Genomic DNA, 17,427 nt, shown 5'->3' with positions numbered 1-17,427 from the left:
GCAAAAAAATGACGTTGGCCTTGTGGAGCCTAATGGAATATTTTTTAAACAATTAGGTTGTTCTTTGCTGCTGATTAAAGCATTCAATGCAGCACAATAAAAGTATTTATTTTGTTAATTTTTTTGACACTCCCAGCCAATTACTTGACGTCAAAAAAGTGCCCCCAAGCGTCAAAAAAAAGTATTGCAACTATTTAATAAAAAGTGTTGAAACACTGAGCCTACAAGGCAATAATGTCAAGCATCGCCGGGTTAGACTCATGCCCAAATAACAAGAATAAACGGTTAAGGAAAACACATGAGGCCGATATCAGGCTATAACATAATCCTGTTTACAGTAATCACATTGTTACTAGGATGTAATACTGAAACTGCCATTAAAGATGAGCAACCTGATCCTGTTCTTGTGGAATATCCGGTGGCCTATATCGAGCGCAACTTAGTCGCAGTCGACGAGACAACGGCACAATTTGAAACACTCAACCCCGCCCGTTTTAATCCCGGCGCGCAATTATTAATCAAACGCAATGCCTTTGCCGATTCACCTGCCACCAATTTAACCGCCACTTTATTCGGTGAAGATCAGCTCATTGATATCCGCGATCTTTCGGTTTCAGACGACGGCCAGCAAATGCTAATGGCGATTAGAGCACCTGAAATTGAAGGTGTAGACGACGATGAGCAGCCTACATGGAACATTTGGCGTTACACGGTTGCCACTGAAACATTAGAACGCGTAATAACTAGTGATGTGACCGCAGAGCAAGGCGACGACCTTATGCCAAGCTTTTTGCCCGACGGCAGAATTGTGTTTGCCTCAACTCGCCAGCGTTTATCACGGGCTATTTTGCTTGATGAAGGTAAACCACAATACACTGCACTCGATGAAAGCCGCTCTAATGAAACATTTAACATCCATGTAATGGACCCAGACGGCAGCGCCATTACGCAACTTACGTTTAATCTCAGCCACGATTTTTATCCTTTAGTATTGCAAAGCGGGCAAATTTTATACAGCAGATGGGACAGGATGGGCGCCGACCATGGGGTAAACTTATACCGCATGAATCCCGATGGCAGCGACAATGAACTCGTGTTTGGTTGGCATTCACATCAACTCAATTTAGATGGGCAAACGGAATCAATTGATTTTATCAAGCCACAACAATTACCTAACGGCGACATTTTGATGCTGTTAACCTCACAAGATGACAGCGTAATTCAAAAGCGTCCTGTGGTCATTAATATCGATGACTATATTGATGCTCAGCAAGCAACAGCCACATCAGGAGCCGAGGGCGATGCCATTACTGACGTTGAACTGGCCGACTTTAACTTTTCATTCTCAACCGATTTGGCACTCACCGGTAGATTAAATCATTTGTTTCCACTGCCAGACTCGAGCCAACGTTACTTAATGAGCTGGGATTTATGCCGTGTTGTGGTCAATGATATTATCCGTGCTTGTGGCCAATTAACTGCAGAGCAACTGGCCGATGAAAACCTAGTTCAAGCTGATCCCTTATATGAATTATGGCTACTCGATAATGCCGAAAATACTCAACAGCTAGTCGCCACAACCACCCAAGGTACCGTGTTAACTGAGTCAGTGGTATTGCAACCAAGCTCGCAGTCTAAAACCTTTATTGCCGATAAAGTAGTCGGCAATGAGTTAGACTCACAGCTCAGCCAAGCGTTAGCAGGGTCAATCCACATTCGTAGTGTGTATGACTTTGACGGCACAGACAGCACAGCCAATGCTGGCGGCATCAGTCGTTTAAGTGACCCAACACAAACACCTGCGGCAAACTTACCAGCGCGTTTTTTACGTGTTATTCGTGGTGTGCCTATGCCACCAGATGACGTTCGCGATATTCCTAACACAGATTTTGGACGCAGCAACAACCAACTTATGCGCGAAATTGTTGGCTATAGCCCAATTCAACCCGATGGCTCGGTTAAAATAAAGGTGCCTGCAAACGTACCGCTCGCCATCAGCGTGTTAGATATTAATGGCCAGCGTATCGGCGGCCGTCATCGCCAATGGATCACACTCAAACCAGGTGAAACGTTAGAGTGTGTGGGTTGCCATACCGCCAACAGCCAATTACCTCATGGCCGATTAGACGCCCAAGCTGCCAGTATTAACCCTGGCGCGGTAGGTGGTTTTGCCTACCCCAATGCCAGCAGCAATATTATTCCAGAACAAGGCCAAACCATGGCCGAAGCCGATGAAATGGTTAATGGCCTAGCAGAACTTAGCGCCAGCATAAAATACACCGACATATGGACCAATCCGGCTTTATCGACAGTCAATCCAAGTGTCGAATACAGTTACGCTAATTTAGCCACGCCAGCTCCAACCGGCAGCGAATGCTTTGATAACTGGACCGCATACTGCCGCATACAAATCAATTATGTTGAGCACATTCAACCTCTGTGGGATCTTGCAAGGCCTGTTGTCGACACAGCAACTCAAATGATCATTGCCGACAATACCTGTACCAGTTGCCACAATATTGTCGATACCGACGGCGTCACGCAAGTTCCCGCAGGGCAACTGTCATTAGCAAACACAGTATCAACAGACGAAGCCGCACACTTAACCTCGTACCGCGAGTTGCTGTTTAACGATGTAGAACAAGAAGAAGTCGACGGCATTTTAATCGACAGATTAGTTGAAGTACTTGATGCAGATGGCAACGTAGTTTACCAAGTCGACAGCAATGGCGAGCCGATCCTTGACGCAGATGGAAACCCTATTCCGGTGCTTACAACCGTCAATGTGCCTGCAATATTGTCGACGAATGGCGCTCGTTCTAGTAGTGATTTTTTTGAGGTGATGAATAACACCACTCACCAAAATATGTTGTCTGCTGACGAGTTAAAGCTGATCAACGAATGGTTAGACATAGGCGCGCAATATTACAACACGCCATTTTATTCGCAGGATTGAGTAAAGCACAGCGCAAACAATACGTTGAACTCATGAGACTTTATTAAAGGGAACTATGCTGACTACTATACGCAACATTTGCCTGCTACTGACACTATTGTGCTTAAGCCCAATATTGCAGGCTAACGACAACCCAAACTTACGTATTGAGGTGCCTTTTGTTGAACTCAGATCAGGCCCGAGTGCGGGTTATCCAGTGGTATCTGTCATTGAAAAAAATGAAATAGTCAGCGTATTACTTAAACGTACTGCCTGGATAAAAGTAAAAGACAAACGCGGCATTGAAGGCTGGTTTCATGAGGATGATTTATTAGGCCTATCTCAAAACGGTCAAGCCATAAACACCACACAAATCACAGAACAAGACGTGATAAACCGTCAATTTGAAGCAGGCGTAATGTACGGCGACCTAGAAGGCGCTAATTTTTACAACCTGTTTGCAGGTTATGCTTTTACCCCAGTTTTTAGCGCCGAGTTATCGGCGGGTAAAGCCTTAGGCAGCATCTCTGACAGCGATGTATTTGAAGTCATGTTACTCAGCCACCCAATACCCGATTGGCTCGTTGTACCCTACCTAGGCGTTGGCGCTGGAGTCATTAATACCGAACCACACAGTGTATTAGCTGACACAGAATCACGTCGTAGTACACTAATGAGCGCCGCCGCTGGCGTTAAATATCACCTTGCCCGTAATTTTATATTACGCGCCGAATACAAACTCTCGATAGCCTTAACCGACCGAGATGAAAATGAAGAGATCCAAACATGGAAAATAGGATTCAGCGTATTTTTTTAATGCCGTTATTGACCGCCAGTGCCTTGGCATTGACCGCATTAACACCAAGTTCAGTCGCTTTTGCTGCTGACGATACTGCCACCACAGTTAAAGCAGATGTAGAGCGCCGAGATGTACTCGACGATGTGCTCGACACTGAAAATTTTGAAGTCGGAATTCAAGGCGGCATCATGTCGATTGAAGATTTTGAATCTAGCCCTTGGGTGAGTGCGCATCTTGGCTATCACATTAGCGAGCATTTTTATGTTAAAGCCCGTTATGCTCAGGCTAAAGCCGGTGAAACCAGTTTTGAAAAACTCGCCAATGCAGCGCCGCTGTTAACCGATGCAGAGCGAGAGTTAACGTATTACGGCTTAAACATTGGCTATAACTTGCTACCTGGTGAAATATTTTTCAGTAAAGACACAGTGTTTAACAGTGTGTTTTCAATTGAACTAGGTGGCGGCAATACTGAGTTTGCCGGTGACGAGCAATTTACCGTTAACTTAACCGCCAACTATCGGGTGTTTTTAACCGACTGGATAGCATGGGACTTAAGCATGAGTGATTATTTGTTTAACACTGAGGTCACTGGCGAATCTAAAACCACGCACAACTTGAATTTTGCCACCGGTGTGTCGTTTTATTTTTAAATTTATTGCTCAGCAAAAACAGTAACAAAAGCAGTAAAAAACTAATAAGGAAATACAATGTTGTTCAGTCGATTAAGCGGTAAATGTCTTATTGCCTTAGGGGCATTACTTTTGGCTATGCAGGTAATGTCGATGCAGGCTCATGCCCTCACTATTGGTGACACTGCACCCGACTTCACCTTAAAAAACCAACAAGGTACTAACCTTAACTTAACCGAACAACGCGGTGAGATAATCTTAATCAACTTTTGGGCATCCTGGTGCGGACCTTGCCGTAAAGAAATGCCGGTACTGCAAAAGTTACAAGACAAATATCAAGACCTAGGCGTGCAAGTGTGGGGCGTCAACGTTGAGCAAGAAAACCAGGCAGGCAAAGACTTTTTAGCCGATCTTGATTTGAGCTTCTCAATCTTTTTTGACCAAACTAACTCCTTGTCTAAAACATACCAAGTTGAAGCCATGCCAACCACAGTGATGATTGATCGCAACGGTAAAGTGCGTTTTGTGTTTCAAGGTTATCAAGATGGTTATGAAAAAAAATACGCCGCCGCCATTAAACAGCTGATCAGAGAGTAAATCGATGATGACATCCACCTTATCACCTCGCCTCACCGCCTTGTCGCTTAAAGGCATCGCGCTACTCAGCCTTATTGGACTTAGTGGTTGCTCGAGCATGGGCATTGAACCCTGGGTTAAGCCCTACGAGCGCCAAAATCTAGCTGACCCAATCATGCGCATGAATCGTCACCCAAGCGCCAGTATGCATGTGGCTCACGTACTTGAAGGCCGTGAATCAGCTCGTGGCGCTGAAGGCACCGGAGGAGGTGGTTGTGGTTGTAACTAAATGGTTTAATAACAGCGTCAAACTCTTCGCGGCAATATGCCTGGGGGTAACTAGCTTAATGGCTCAAGCTGCAGTGCTCGATCCTGACCGCGCTGATGTGTTGTATCACAGCTATGAAGGTGGCGGCATGACCATTGATGGTCCGTCAGTGATGCTGCGAAAAAAAGCCTCTGAATCGGTCGCTATTACCGCTTACTATTACTTGGACAGCATTTCATCAGCCTCTGTTGATGTGATCAGTACCGCCAGCCCATACACTGAAAAACGCCACGAAGGCCAGGTTGGCGTTGAATACCTGCACGACAAAACCTTAATGTCACTTAATTTGCGTCAAAGCAATGAAGACGATTATTTAGCCCAGTCATTCAGCATTAATGTGTCGCAAGACACCTTTGGCGACTTAACCAATCTTAATTTGGGTTTATCGTACGGCGATAACGAAATTAAACGCAATGGCGACGATATTTTTGAAGAGCAAAGTGAGCAATACCGTATTCGTGCAGGCATCAATCAAATTTTAACCCGCAACCTCACCGCTAGCCTCAACGTTGAAGCGATTGCCGACAGTGGTTATTTAAATAATCCTTACCGCACCGTGCGCTATGTCGACAACAGCATTCCATCTGGGGTGGGTTATCAAGCCGAAGTGTATCCAGAAACCCGCAATTCGTTTGCGGCAAAATTATCGGCCAGTTACTTTTTACCCTACCGCGCGGCGCTGTTTTTTCACTACCGCCATTTTAACGACAGTTGGGAAATTACCGCCAGCGATGTTGAAGTAGGCTACAGGCACCCGCTAGGTGACAGTTTAGAACTCGAACTTAAAGTGCGTTACTACCAACAAACTCAAGCAGAATTTTACAGCGATTTATTCCCCTACCGTGACGCACAAAATTACATGGCGCGCGACAAAGAGTTAAGTGATTTTAGTGATGTGACTTATGGTTTAGGGATAACTTACCTACTGCCGGCATCAATGTCATTTGCCGACACTCGCTCTGAGGCCTCCTTACAATGGGATTATATTGATTTTCAATACAATAACTTTAGGAACCCTAATGCAGAAGGCGGAGTCGGTAACGAACCCTTTTATGGCTTTTCGGCCAATGTGATCCGCGCCTTTGTTAGCGTGTATTTTTAATGTTTATAGTTAACTTTATTGATAAAAAAATGAACCTACAACGCATTTACCAGGGCCTTAACCATATGACTATCGCGCATAACTTTTGTGCTTTTTTACTCCGTATCTTTGCTCTAACAACGCTACTGATAGGCTTGTTGTCTGTACCTGTACATGCTCAAGACAGTAATGGCGCACTGGCATCTGAGCTTGAAGACATTAAAAGTCAGGTGTTAAAGCTCAATCGCGATTTGTTTATTTTAGAAGAAGATTTACTGTTTCCTGCCAGCACTCAAATTGCGGTGTTCGTGTCGGTTGATGTAGGGCGTTTTCTTAAACTTGACAGTGTAGAACTTAAAATTGACGACAATAATGTCAGCGGTTTTTTGTATACCGAACGTCAACGAAAAGCACTTGAACAAGGCGGCATTCAACGTATTTATTTAGGCAATATTAAAACAGGCCCTCACCTGCTAACCGCCATTTTTACTGGTAAAGATCCAGAAGGTCGCACAGTGCAACGCGCGATCACTCACAACTTCGATAAAGACGATGAAACCGTGATGATTGAGCTAAAAGTTGAAGACAGCGAATCAAGCTATCGTGCTGATATCAAAGTCGAACAATGGGTGCTGTAAACCATAATGGCCTTTAATACTCAATTAATTAGCACAGGGCTAACTTGCATGGGTCGTCGACTCACAGCCGGTTTCTGTGCAACTGTAATGTGTTGTTGCTTAACACTGTTTACTTCAGGGGCACTGCAGGCTGCAGAAAACTCTCGCCAATCTGCCACGACCACAGATCTTGAAGACAAATTTTATCGCCAAGCATTGTACTTTTACTTTGCCGGTGATTATGGCGCAGCTTTAAGACAAATTAGTCTTAATCGCCAACGTAAAGGCATTGACTCAGATCGCAGCCAGCTGTTTGAAGCCGGGTTGCAAGTGGCTATTGGTTTACACGATCAGGCCACACAAACATTAATCCGCTTTGAGCAAAATCAGGCCAATACCACACTCCACACCAGCAAAACCACATCAAGCGCATCGCCTGGCGAACTGTTACTCATTGCATTATTGCAACTGAGCGAGCAACAAATTGATCAAGGCGACATTGAAACCGCTAAACTCACGTTAGCCAGAATTACCACCCTTTTGCCGTCTTATGTTGAACAGTACCACGTACTCAGTCAGTTAGCTTATTGGCCAGAAACGCCGCCATTAAGCGCTCAAGTTCAACAAAAAAGCCTAACAGATGAGACACAACCCGCTGATTCAGCTGCCGCGTATATCGCCTTAAACCAGGCATTATTGCATATGCAACAACAAGAGTATGACAAGGCTCAACCCATATTAGTTGAACTCAAAGAGCAACAATGGCAACCACCTGAAGTCAATTTTTGGCAACGCCTGTTCAACCCTTTTGCCCAGCCCGAAATTGTTGATGACAACGACGAACTATTGCCTGAAGTCAAAGACGCCTTATTACAACAACAGGCGATTAATGATTATGCAAAATTATTGTTAGCTCAGTTGTATGTCACTAATAAGCAATACGATTTAGCCTATAACGAATTGGCCGATTTCCCTGAGCAAAGCCCTTATGCCGAATCAGCATTATTTTTGTTTGCCTATTCTGCCCAGCAACAACAGCAATTCGACATGTCGTTTAATTTGCTCACCCTATTACAGCAGCAATATCCTTATTCTAATTTAGCCTGGCAAGCTGCGCTTTTAACAGCAAAACAAGTTAGCGAGCAACAGTCGCTAGCTCAAGGGTTAACGCTTTATCAGCAAGCTGAGCAGTTGTATTTGCAAAAAATGGCTGAAATTAAAGCCTTTGCAGAAACCGTAAGCACCATTAACAATGTCACCGATTTTGCCACTCAATCTGAGGCTCAGCAAACCACGGCCTTAACGCCAAAATCAGATGCATTAGCCCTGATCCTTACAGAGCGGTTTAACACAGACGCCCCTTGGTTAAAAAAAGCCTTAAACGATCCGCAATTAGTGACCGATTACCACACATTATTAAACCTTGATTTACTTGCTAATAACGTACAAAAGCAGCAAGCAAATAGCCAATGGCTAAAGAGCACCTTAGCGCTCAATGCCCAACGCCAGGCCAAGGTTATTGAGCAGCAAAAAAAGCTTGCCTACAAAGAGCTAATCAACAACCTAAACACGCAAAAACAACGTATTGCCACCATTATTGAGCAGGCTCAAGCCCAACAAGATGCCCAAGTCTTTGCCGATCCAAACCAACAACAATGGTTAAACCGGATTAATGACAGCCAAAACACACTCAATAGATTAGCAGGCCAACGCAATACCGATGATGAACAACAAAGGCTGGACAGAATTAAAGGGGTGCTGCAATGGCAGTTACAAAGCACCTTTCCTCAGCGATTATGGCAACATAAACAAAGCCTGAAACAACTCACTGAACAGCTCACCTTGCTTGAACTACAAGCCAGCCGCTTTAGTGATTTATCAAATAATCCACGCCTTTTGGCTGATTTTGAGGCGCGCCAACAACAAACCCAATTAGACATTACAGCCATGCAGAGTAATATTGGCGCGCTGCGCGATAAAACCGACCGGGATATACGAGGTAAACTGAGTATTTTTACTCAACAACAGCAATACACTCTGCAGCAATTATTGCTCACGACACGTCATCAAATGGCCAGTGTATTGGAGCAAATGTCGCAAGCGGACAAGCGCTCAAATCCTATTGCGCCAAGCATTGAACCCACTTCACAAGGAGTGCGCTAATGTCTGCCTCATCTCATGTTTCAAGCGCATTAATGATTGGTTGCACCCTCTTTTTATCGGGTTGTTTTAGCAGTGGGCAAGCAGAGTTAACTCAACAAGGTAAACGTGCCAGCTTAAGTGATATGGCCAATAAATCCTCAAATAAACATGTCCCCTCAGTAGCCATGACTCAAGAGCAACGCGCTACTGCGTTGGCCAGTATTTATCAGCAACTACTGACGCTAGAGCCTGATCCTGAAGTGCGAACTCATGTGGAATATCGTTTAGCACAAATTAATACCGAGTCATTTGAAGCGCAATCTTATGCAGACTTAGATGATGAATCACTGGCAGACAGCCAAGTATTGGCGCAACTGACAAAAAACGATGCTGCACTGCAACAATTAATCGATCAATATCGGCAACTATTGCAAGGTTATCCGCAGCGAGCAGAAAACGAGCACATACAATATCAATTAGCTAAAGCACTGGATTTGCAAGGCAAACAGGATGAAAGCCTGGCTGAGGTTGAATCATTACTGCAACAGTATCCACAAACGGGTTATCTGGCTGAGCTTAATTTTAGGCGCGGTGAAATTTACTACAATTTGCAAAATTACTCAGCAGCAATTTCGGCCTACCAGCAAGTGTTAACGGCAGATAATAATCAAAAGTACCAACTCAACAGTTTATATATGCTCGGTTGGTCTGAGTTTAAACTTAATCGGCTTGCCAATGCCGATAACGCCTTTTTACAAGTGTTTGAAGCGATTATCGCCAGCGAACAAAACCAGCTGAAATCAGCACAGCTCACCGCCGATAATTTTGCATTTGACAAGCTAAGTAGCCGGGCGCAAAACCTCGCCATCGACACGCAAAGAGTGCTGAGTATTTCATTAAGCCAACAGCTGCAATCTCAATCATTAGTTGCCTTGGTGAATGACAATCAATCTCTACCCTATATTGGTTTATATCAACATGTGTTATTTGCCAATTTAGCCACCTTTTTACTCGACAAAAAGCTCGACCATGATGCGCAGTTAACTTACCAGGCTTATATAGACTTTGCCCCAAATCATATTTGGGCGGCGCGCTTTTCACTCGACTTACTTGATTTGTACCAGCGTCAGGGTAAATTTGCCGCCATGCATAAGCTTAAAAATGTTTATGTTCATCAATACGGCTTAAACAGCGCCTTTTGGCTAAATGCTTCAACGGCGCACCAAAGTGAATTGCTGCCGCATTTACTCAACTTTAGCGACGAACACAGCCGCCGTTTATATGCTGATGCGCAAACACAACAGGGTAAGGCACGGGTCTTGGCGTTTTCTCAAGCCGCTTCAGCTCTTAGCACCTACTTACAGCTGGCCACATTACCCCAAGCTAAGGCACTACTTAGCAAAGATATTGTGAACGACCAATACTTATTTGCCGACGCCAACTTTGAGGCTCAGCAGTATCAAGCTGCATTAGACAGCTACTATGTTATTGCTTATGAAAACACCCAAGCGAACCACACTGCTGCGTTAGCTAAAATCCAACAACAATCTGCCTATGCGACAACCGTAACAATACGTGAGCTTATTGAACAACATCAGCCACAAATGGCAGAACTCATAGCCAAGCGCAATCAATTAGACAAACAGTTTATTACCCAATATCCACAAGATGAACGCGCTTTACAATTAGCCAGTAATGCGGCGCAGTATTCATTTGACAGCCAAGACATGTCCTACTTGAAATTTTATACCGATTTTGTCTTGCAAGCTTATGGCATTGCACCGCTTGCAAACTCATCAAATTCAGTACAAACCGCCAAGCCACTTTCTGACGCTGCCCGTAAACAAGTTCAGTTTGTTAGCCAACTTTATGCCAATAGTCTATACCAACAAGAACAGTACTCACAGGCAGAAGATGCCTACACTTTAGCGCTGCAATACACAGATCAGCGCACCGACACCTGGACTGAAATGCGTAACCTGCTGGCTTCCAGTATTTACTTTCAGGCCAAGGCAGTTAAACACACTGAGCCTTCGCTTGCTGTAAGCCAGTTATTACGCGTCGCGCAAGCCGTGCCTGAATCACAATACGCACTCAACGCAGAACTTGACGCAGCCAACCTTTTACTTGAACAACAACGCTGGCAAGACGCCATAGATGTATTAAAGCACTTTCAGCAACGACATCCAAACCATGAGTTTAGTGCGGCTATTCCGGCAAAATTAGCCCAATCATACGAAGCGCTTGGCCAGTGGGATTTAGCTGCAGAGCAATTATTGTTGATTGTCGCTAAGGAGGACTCTGGCGCGCTTAAGCGTGAAGCCTTATACACAGCTGCCGAATATTACTTAAAGGCCGGCGATAATAACAACGCCCTCAACACCTTTAGAACGTATGCCAAAACTTACCCGCAGCCATTTGATGTGGCTCAAGAAGTACGCTTTAAAATGAGTGAGTTTTACCGTCATAGTGGCGACGCCAATAAGCAATATTACTGGTTTAGACAAATACTTAGCTTTGATCGCCAGCAATTGCAAACTGATGCCAATGCCATTCAAACTCGACAAGCTGAACTCGCCTCTATTGCCGCCTTTGCGTTAGGCGAAGCAGAGCAGCGCAGTTTTGCCGCCATAAAACTCAATGCACCACTGCAAAAAAGCTTAAAGCGTAAACAAGACGCCATGAAAAAAGCCATTGGTTATTACCAACAGGTACTCGACTTTCAACTGGCTAAATACGTACCCCACGCCACTTACAACCTTGCTGAAATGTATCGCCAACTCGCCAGTGACATGATGAGTTCTCAGCGCCCTGGCGACTTAGATGAATTAGCATTAGAAGAATACGAGATTTTACTTGAAGAATTGGCCTATCCATTTGAAGAAAAAGCCATCGAAATTCACATCAGTAATACTCAAAGAGCATGGGATAATATTGCCGATCAGTGGATAGATAAAAGCTTTGAACGCCTAGCACAAATGTCGCCAGCCCTTTATCAAAAACAAGAGTTAATGCATGAGGTCGTCGATGCTATCCATTAAGCCATTATTTACCTCATCAGCAACTAAACTTGCAGCCATGGCGTTATTGAGTCTAGTGCTGTTACCCAGTTGTAGCTCATCAACAGGCAGTACAGCAACAAAAAGTACTACCGATAAAAACCTAAATGGCATGGACAATGACATTGTCGACATGGTCAGTCTTAATGCGCAACGCGCTAATACCAGCACCAGCAGCAGTGCCAATACAACCGACAAGCGTAATGTGTATCTAGAGCAAGCCTCACAGCGTTTAGAGGGCGTGCCTGAGTCGGTGTTAAGTCAATATCAACAAGCCATTGAGCAAATGAAAAACCAGCAATGGCAAACAGCTAATACGTTATTTGATAAGGTGATTGCTGCAGAGCCTCAATTATCTGGTGCTTATGTCAATAAAGCCATTATTGCCATTAATCAGCAGCAATTAACCCAAGCCGATGCGCTACTTGACCAAGGCATTACCGTTAATAATAGCAATCCTTATGCACACCAAATTAAAGCGAATATTGCCAGGCTACAAGGCCAATATGAGCAGGCAGAACAAGGTTACTTAACAGCGCTTACACTATGGCCGCAATACCCACAAGCACAACTCAATCTGGCCATACTATTAGAACTGTATCGCGGTAAATTACTGCAAGCTCGCCAATATTACATGGCATATTTGACCAACCAACCAGATGATGAACAAGCAAAGCGCTGGTTAGCAGGGGTTGAAATAAAAATACAACGCGCGGGCCTAACCTTACCCGACGACAGTAACGGAGCAGGCTAAATGGATACTTTACAAGCGACTAACACCACATTTTGCCTAAACAAATTAACATCAGTATTCACAGCCTTGCTGCTCAGTGTTTCAGCGCAGGTAATGGCTAATGATGAGGTAACACCGCAAAAGGCGAACTCAAGCAATAAGCCTGTGGTGATTGAAAGCCAGGTAACGGGTTCACAAGAGCAACCTAAAGTGCTTTACATTATGCCCTGGCAAGGAATAACCAGCCCAATAGACATTAATAATAAAGACATGCGGCTCACCCTGCCTGAATTTAAACCCATTAACCCCAAGGCATTTAAGCAACAGGTGAGAGATTTTGCCAATAGCAGCCAAACTACCGAGAAATAATCAGAAAAAAATAACCAAACAGTGTCGCTGAGTCACCAACAACCAAACAACTGAACCATGTAGCCAAAATGCCGTGGATTCAAACAACAAAAATAGAAGGAACATCACATGAGTTTTACCGACCATATCATTGCGTTTTTACAAAATGGCGGCCCATTTATCTACCCTATCGCATTGGTGTTAGTAGTTGGTTTGGCCATTACCATTGAGCGCTGGTTATATTTAAGCTCAGCGCATCGCACTAATCAGCAAGCGTTTGCATTAATTAAAAACGCCCTAAAAAACGGCGACATCAATACCATAAGCCAACATGCACAAAACCATAAAGCACCCGTGTTTGATGTATTGCAGTCAGGTATTGCGCGCATATCAAGTGCCAGCCGCCGCGAAGATGTTGAATACGCCATGGAAGAAACCGTCATGGAATACATGCTGCGCCTAGAAAAACGCACCCCCTTTATTGCCACACTGGCCAATATCGCAACGTTACTCGGTTTGTTAGGTACCATTATGGGCTTAATCGCGGCATTCTCGGCAGTAGCTAGCGCCGACCCAGCAGAAAAAGCCAACTTATTGTCATCGAGTATTTCAGTGGCGATGAACACCACCGCATTTGGTTTGATCACCGCTATACCGCTGATTTTATTTCACTCGAGCCTACAAACTAAAACGGCCACCATTGTTGACTCAATAGAAATGGCAGGGATCAAACTGCTCAATTCACTGTCATTTAACAAGCAAACGGATAACAACCGAGGCTAATGAGTATGAGACGCCACCGTCGCCCTAATACCCAAGATGCAGAACTGGATATCACCTCATTTATGAATTTAATGATCGTGTTAGTGCCGGTGCTACTGCTAAGTTTGGTGTTCTCACAAGTGCGTATTTTGAATCTACAATTGCCGGTCTTGTCTGAGGCTGAACAAGCGCAAGATGAGCAAGAACCTAAAATACTCGAACTTGTTATCACCCCTGCTCGCCTGGAATTAAACTACCCCGCTGGCATGTCACTTAAACGCTTTGATGTGACAGACACAGGTTATGACTTTGCAGCCCTATCAGTGTACCTGCAAGATTTAAAGCTGACATTTCAGCAACAGGGCATAGAGAAAAACGATATTGTGTTGCTGCTAGACCCAGCCATTGACTATCAAACCATCGTATCAGCCATGGACACGGTTCGTTCTTTTAAAGCTGTTGTTGCCGCTAATTTGGTAGATGCTGAATTGTTTCCAATGATCTCGCTTGGCGATGCTCCCGCGGTCAGTGACTCAGAGTCACAGTCCACTATTGGACAACCGATAGGAGCCAAGCAATGATGAAACAATCGGCCAGAAGCCGCAGATTAGTTAAACATCACAAACGCTTAAAAGCGGGTAGCAAGCTTAACCTTGTCGCGTTAATGGACATTTTCACAATTTTGGTATTTTTCTTAATTGTGAATCAATCTGAAGTTCGGGTTTTGCAAAATATCGAAAAGCTTAGCTTACCGGTGTCAGTCGCTGAAACCTTGCCCGTTGAAAACCTGGTTATCACAGTCATTGCCGACACTGTGTTAGTACAAGAGCGGGCTATTTGGCAAAAAAGTGAAGATGGACAAGGACTCACTGAGCAAGAAAACCCTGAGTTTATTGAAACCTTAACCACTGAACTCACCTACCAGGCCAGTAAGCGCACCGAACTGACTGAAACCGAACAGCAAAACGGCCGAGCTGTTACCATTATAGGCGATGCGTCAACGCCTTATGTGGTGTTAAAGCAAATAATGGCAGCCTGTGCTGCAACGGGATATCGAGATATATCGTTAGCGGTTGAACAACAAGCAAAACAAGTTAATGGTGAGGGCTAATATGACAACAGCGACCTTTCACCCGCATCAAACAACAAATAGCTTTAATGATTTAGGCGACTTATTTAAACCCAGCAAACAAGACAAACTCTTTAAACTGATTTTGTGGGTGCTGTTGTTGGTTTATTTGGTGTTTGCCGTTGTGGTGCCCATGCTTGAACAAGTTGAACTGCCACGAGAAGTTAAAGAGCAAGTGCCGCCACAACTGGCGAAAATCATCTTACAAGAAAAGCAACTACCGCCACCGGTAAAACCTGAGGTAAAACCGCCTGAGCCAGAACAGGCTCCGCCAGAAGAAAAAGCTTTAGAAAAGCCAATAGAGCCAGTGGTAACACCTCAAGTTGTGCAACCCACAACCCGTGAGGCCGCCAAAGAAAAAGCCAGCACATCAGGCTTGGCCGCTATGAAAGATGAGCTATTTTCAATGCGTGAAGCCTTTGATGTTCAACCAGCAGCACAGCGTAAACTTGAGCAGACCACCAGCCAAGAGGTTAAAGTAAAACGCGATTTACTTGCCGGCGCGGCTAATAAGCAAACCGACAGTTTGGCAAAATCAACCATTAGCCAAACGGTGTCATCTGGCTCGCTGAGCGGTAACGAAACCCAACAAATTCGTCTCGCAAAAGAAGAAGTGTTAGCCAGCCAAGGCGCCGTGGCAGAAAAGTCCAGTCAAGCAAGCCAAGGGGGGCAACGTTCAGAAGCTGCGCTTAGACGTACTCTAGAGGCTAATAAATCTCGGCTTTATTCGCTCTACAACCGCGCCTTAAGAAAAGATCCCTTTTTAAAAGGCAAAGTGATGTTTGAAATTGTCATTCAACCTAATGGCAGTATCAGCAAAGTGAGCATTAAATCTAGCGAGCTAAATGACGCAAAATTAGAGCGTCAATTAACCTTGGTGCTCCGTTCAATTACTTTCCCAGCAGAAAGTGTTGCGGTAATGACCACCATATGGGCCATTGACTTCTTTCCAAGTTAAGTGAGCGACACCCACACTAAAAGCAGGTAATGATATATTCATCACCTGCTTTTAACGCTTGATGTACAGGTCAATAAGTTGAGTTAACACGAGCGACATTTAAAAGGTTACTCGAGAACACAGGCAAATTATCGTAAAAATGTCAAAATATGACCTTTAAATGCTTCTGGTAAATAATCTGTGTGTAATGGTTTTTGATGAACAGAACTAATACCAATTCCACTAATTATCTGGTCATTCAGCGGTAATTCTGTGCCTTCTAGGCAAATAATAGGATTGTAGGCATAGTTGCTCTACGTCAAAATCCTATTAAGCAGCATAGAAGGCACAGAAACCCGCCTTGCAGGAGGCGCTCAGACTGTCCATTTCTTTGTTGCATTGCCTTAGAAGGGAATAACCATTATTTCAACAATGCGCCTCAAACTGAACAGTCTGAGCGACTCTGATTGGTCACATAATTAATGGAAATGGTATAAAGCCTAGCTCAATCATTTTGGTTGACAGCTTATTTTTTTTACCGCGGCCAGGGTCCACTAAAATCACTTCGCAAACATCATTGGCATGGGCATTAATAAAGTGAGCTAACAACTCAACATGCTCATCTTCGTATAATAAATCGCTGCCAATAATTAAATCGAATAAACCCAAATGATCTTGATCACTGGCCCAGTCAGCTTGTTCATAATGAATCGGTTTGTCTTGATTTAGCTCTGTATTACGCAATAAAAACTTACCCACTTCAGGATGGTAATCAGTCGCGGTGATGTCAGCATGGCGTTTGTTTAGTAACAAACTGCTCAATGCCATGCCACAACCAATTTCAAGAATACGCTTACTGCCAGTTTGGTACCCATCGATATGATGCGCAAGCACTAGGCTAGAAGGCCAAATAACGCCAAAAAGAGGCCAATTGGCTGAAGAAATGCCAAGCTTATTAGCCACACCATCTGGATCGAAAAACTCTTGTTTATCACGTAACGTACAAAGGTGAATATCAATGTGACCAAACTCGACCGTTTGGTAGCTTAAGCGTAAATTTGTCATTTGGCGGCCCTGTTGTGGTGCTCGGCCAAATATCTGAGATAATTGACAAAACGTAAGACTGACCAAACTATAGTAATCTGACCAAAAGACAATCTATTTATATAATATTCCGTCAATTACTGAGTCACTAAATAAGTGCGCTAAGGCACTAGCATCATGACTGATGCATCCTGTCACATTCTTTTTAGTCTCGGGTGATTGTATCGAACTGAAACCTCATGTAATCTGCTTGTTGTTAATATAATAAATGGATATTTAGCTAATTTGAGCAAGTCTTGAAAGCAAAC

16 protein-coding genes are annotated in these 17,427 nt (G+C 44.1%); 15 read left to right on the top strand and 1 reads right to left on the bottom strand.

Going from position 1 to position 17,427, the window contains the following annotated elements:
• Positions 1 to 298 precede the first annotated feature (298 nt).
• The 15 genes from K8B83_RS09415 to K8B83_RS09345 all read left to right on the top strand — a co-directional run bounded on the left by K8B83_RS09415 (position 299) and on the right by K8B83_RS09345 (position 16,096).
• A complete protein-coding gene (locus K8B83_RS09415; protein ID WP_223419760.1) occupies positions 299 to 2,956 on the top strand; it encodes an HzsA-related protein in 2,658 nt (885 codons plus the stop codon).
• Between the two features lie 55 nt (positions 2,957 to 3,011).
• Positions 3,012 to 3,752 carry an outer membrane beta-barrel protein gene (locus K8B83_RS09410; protein ID WP_188737115.1) on the top strand — a complete coding sequence of 247 codons (741 nt, stop codon included), beginning with the start codon at positions 3,012 to 3,014 and terminating at the stop codon, positions 3,750 to 3,752.
• Positions 3,722 to 4,384: an outer membrane beta-barrel domain-containing protein gene (locus K8B83_RS09405; protein WP_223419759.1), complete on the top strand. Its 663-nt coding sequence runs from the start codon at positions 3,722 to 3,724 to the stop codon at positions 4,382 to 4,384. Before K8B83_RS09410 ends, K8B83_RS09405 begins: the two co-directional genes overlap by 31 nt.
• A gap of 57 nt (positions 4,385 to 4,441) precedes the next feature.
• Complete coding sequence (locus tag K8B83_RS09400; RefSeq protein ID WP_223419757.1) at positions 4,442 to 4,960, top strand: TlpA family protein disulfide reductase; 519 nt, start codon at positions 4,442 to 4,444, stop codon at positions 4,958 to 4,960.
• A gap of 7 nt (positions 4,961 to 4,967) precedes the next feature.
• Positions 4,968 to 5,228 carry a DUF4266 domain-containing protein gene (locus K8B83_RS09395; protein WP_188737361.1) on the top strand — a complete coding sequence of 87 codons (261 nt, stop codon included), beginning with the start codon at positions 4,968 to 4,970 and terminating at the stop codon, positions 5,226 to 5,228.
• Positions 5,215 to 6,369 (top strand): DUF3570 domain-containing protein, encoded by a 1,155-nt coding sequence (locus K8B83_RS09390; RefSeq protein WP_223419755.1) that lies wholly within the window; start codon positions 5,215 to 5,217, stop codon positions 6,367 to 6,369. The genes K8B83_RS09395 and K8B83_RS09390 overlap by 14 nt, the downstream gene beginning before the upstream one ends.
• Positions 6,370 to 6,434: 65 nt before the next feature.
• Entirely contained in the window at positions 6,435 to 6,986 is a 552-nt protein-coding gene (locus K8B83_RS09385; protein ID WP_188737120.1) for an AraC family transcriptional regulator, read from the top strand.
• A 48-nt stretch (positions 6,987 to 7,034) separates the two neighbouring features.
• Entirely contained in the window at positions 7,035 to 9,128 is a 2,094-nt protein-coding gene (locus K8B83_RS09380; RefSeq protein ID WP_223419753.1) for a tetratricopeptide repeat protein, read from the top strand.
• Positions 9,128 to 12,148 carry a tetratricopeptide repeat protein gene (locus K8B83_RS09375; RefSeq protein WP_223419751.1) on the top strand — a complete coding sequence of 1,007 codons (3,021 nt, stop codon included), beginning with the start codon at positions 9,128 to 9,130 and terminating at the stop codon, positions 12,146 to 12,148. The genes K8B83_RS09380 and K8B83_RS09375 overlap by 1 nt, the downstream gene beginning before the upstream one ends.
• Entirely contained in the window at positions 12,135 to 12,920 is a 786-nt protein-coding gene (locus K8B83_RS09370) for a tetratricopeptide repeat protein (protein WP_223419748.1), read from the top strand. The genes K8B83_RS09375 and K8B83_RS09370 overlap by 14 nt, the downstream gene beginning before the upstream one ends.
• Complete coding sequence (locus tag K8B83_RS09365; protein ID WP_223419745.1) at positions 12,921 to 13,268, top strand: hypothetical protein; 348 nt, start codon at positions 12,921 to 12,923, stop codon at positions 13,266 to 13,268.
• 108 nt (positions 13,269 to 13,376) lie between these two features.
• Complete coding sequence (locus tag K8B83_RS09360) at positions 13,377 to 14,030, top strand: MotA/TolQ/ExbB proton channel family protein (protein WP_223419742.1); 654 nt, start codon at positions 13,377 to 13,379, stop codon at positions 14,028 to 14,030.
• A 5-nt stretch (positions 14,031 to 14,035) separates the two neighbouring features.
• The gene (locus K8B83_RS09355; RefSeq protein ID WP_223419739.1) at positions 14,036 to 14,590 is read left to right on the top strand and encodes a biopolymer transporter ExbD; all 555 of its coding nucleotides are present in this window, start codon (positions 14,036 to 14,038) and stop codon (positions 14,588 to 14,590) included.
• A complete protein-coding gene (locus tag K8B83_RS09350; protein WP_223419736.1) occupies positions 14,587 to 15,120 on the top strand; it encodes an ExbD/TolR family protein in 534 nt (177 codons plus the stop codon). The genes K8B83_RS09355 and K8B83_RS09350 overlap by 4 nt, the downstream gene beginning before the upstream one ends.
• Position 15,121: 1 nt before the next feature.
• Positions 15,122 to 16,096, top strand: coding sequence for an AgmX/PglI C-terminal domain-containing protein (locus K8B83_RS09345; protein ID WP_223419733.1), 975 nt, complete (start codon positions 15,122 to 15,124; stop codon positions 16,094 to 16,096).
• A gap of 450 nt (positions 16,097 to 16,546) precedes the next feature.
• On the opposite strand, the gene K8B83_RS09340 is transcribed toward K8B83_RS09345, so the two are convergent.
• Positions 16,547 to 17,140, bottom strand: coding sequence for a class I SAM-dependent methyltransferase (locus K8B83_RS09340; protein ID WP_223419731.1), 594 nt, complete (start codon positions 17,138 to 17,140; stop codon positions 16,547 to 16,549).
• Between the last annotated feature and the right edge of the window lie 287 nt (positions 17,141 to 17,427).

The sequence above is a fragment of the Shewanella inventionis genome, from assembly GCF_019931735.1.
Lineage (GTDB): Bacteria > Pseudomonadota > Gammaproteobacteria > Enterobacterales > Shewanellaceae > Shewanella > Shewanella inventionis.
This window is presented reverse-complemented; position numbering and strand designations above follow the sequence as displayed.

Excerpts from the sequence above, each read along its gene's own strand:
- K8B83_RS09415 (WP_223419760.1), top strand. The coding sequence starts at position 299 with ATGAGGCCGATATCAGGCTATAACATAATCCTGTTTACAGTAATCACA.
- K8B83_RS09410 (WP_188737115.1), top strand. The coding sequence starts at position 3,012 with ATGCTGACTACTATACGCAACATTTGCCTGCTACTGACACTATTGTGC.
- K8B83_RS09405 (WP_223419759.1), top strand. The coding sequence starts at position 3,722 with ATGGAAAATAGGATTCAGCGTATTTTTTTAATGCCGTTATTGACCGCC.
- K8B83_RS09400 (WP_223419757.1), top strand. The coding sequence starts at position 4,442 with ATGTTGTTCAGTCGATTAAGCGGTAAATGTCTTATTGCCTTAGGGGCA.
- K8B83_RS09395 (WP_188737361.1), top strand. The coding sequence starts at position 4,968 with ATGACATCCACCTTATCACCTCGCCTCACCGCCTTGTCGCTTAAAGGC.
- K8B83_RS09385 (WP_188737120.1), top strand. The coding sequence starts at position 6,435 with ATGACTATCGCGCATAACTTTTGTGCTTTTTTACTCCGTATCTTTGCT.
- K8B83_RS09380 (WP_223419753.1), top strand. The coding sequence starts at position 7,035 with ATGGGTCGTCGACTCACAGCCGGTTTCTGTGCAACTGTAATGTGTTGT.
- K8B83_RS09375 (WP_223419751.1), top strand. The coding sequence starts at position 9,128 with ATGTCTGCCTCATCTCATGTTTCAAGCGCATTAATGATTGGTTGCACC.
- K8B83_RS09370 (WP_223419748.1), top strand. The coding sequence starts at position 12,135 with ATGCTATCCATTAAGCCATTATTTACCTCATCAGCAACTAAACTTGCA.
- K8B83_RS09365 (WP_223419745.1), top strand. The coding sequence starts at position 12,921 with ATGGATACTTTACAAGCGACTAACACCACATTTTGCCTAAACAAATTA.
- K8B83_RS09360 (WP_223419742.1), top strand. The coding sequence starts at position 13,377 with ATGAGTTTTACCGACCATATCATTGCGTTTTTACAAAATGGCGGCCCA.
- K8B83_RS09355 (WP_223419739.1), top strand. The coding sequence starts at position 14,036 with ATGAGACGCCACCGTCGCCCTAATACCCAAGATGCAGAACTGGATATC.
- K8B83_RS09350 (WP_223419736.1), top strand. The coding sequence starts at position 14,587 with ATGATGAAACAATCGGCCAGAAGCCGCAGATTAGTTAAACATCACAAA.
- K8B83_RS09345 (WP_223419733.1), top strand. The coding sequence starts at position 15,122 with ATGACAACAGCGACCTTTCACCCGCATCAAACAACAAATAGCTTTAAT.
- K8B83_RS09340 (WP_223419731.1), bottom strand. The coding sequence starts at position 17,140 with ATGACAAATTTACGCTTAAGCTACCAAACGGTCGAGTTTGGTCACATT.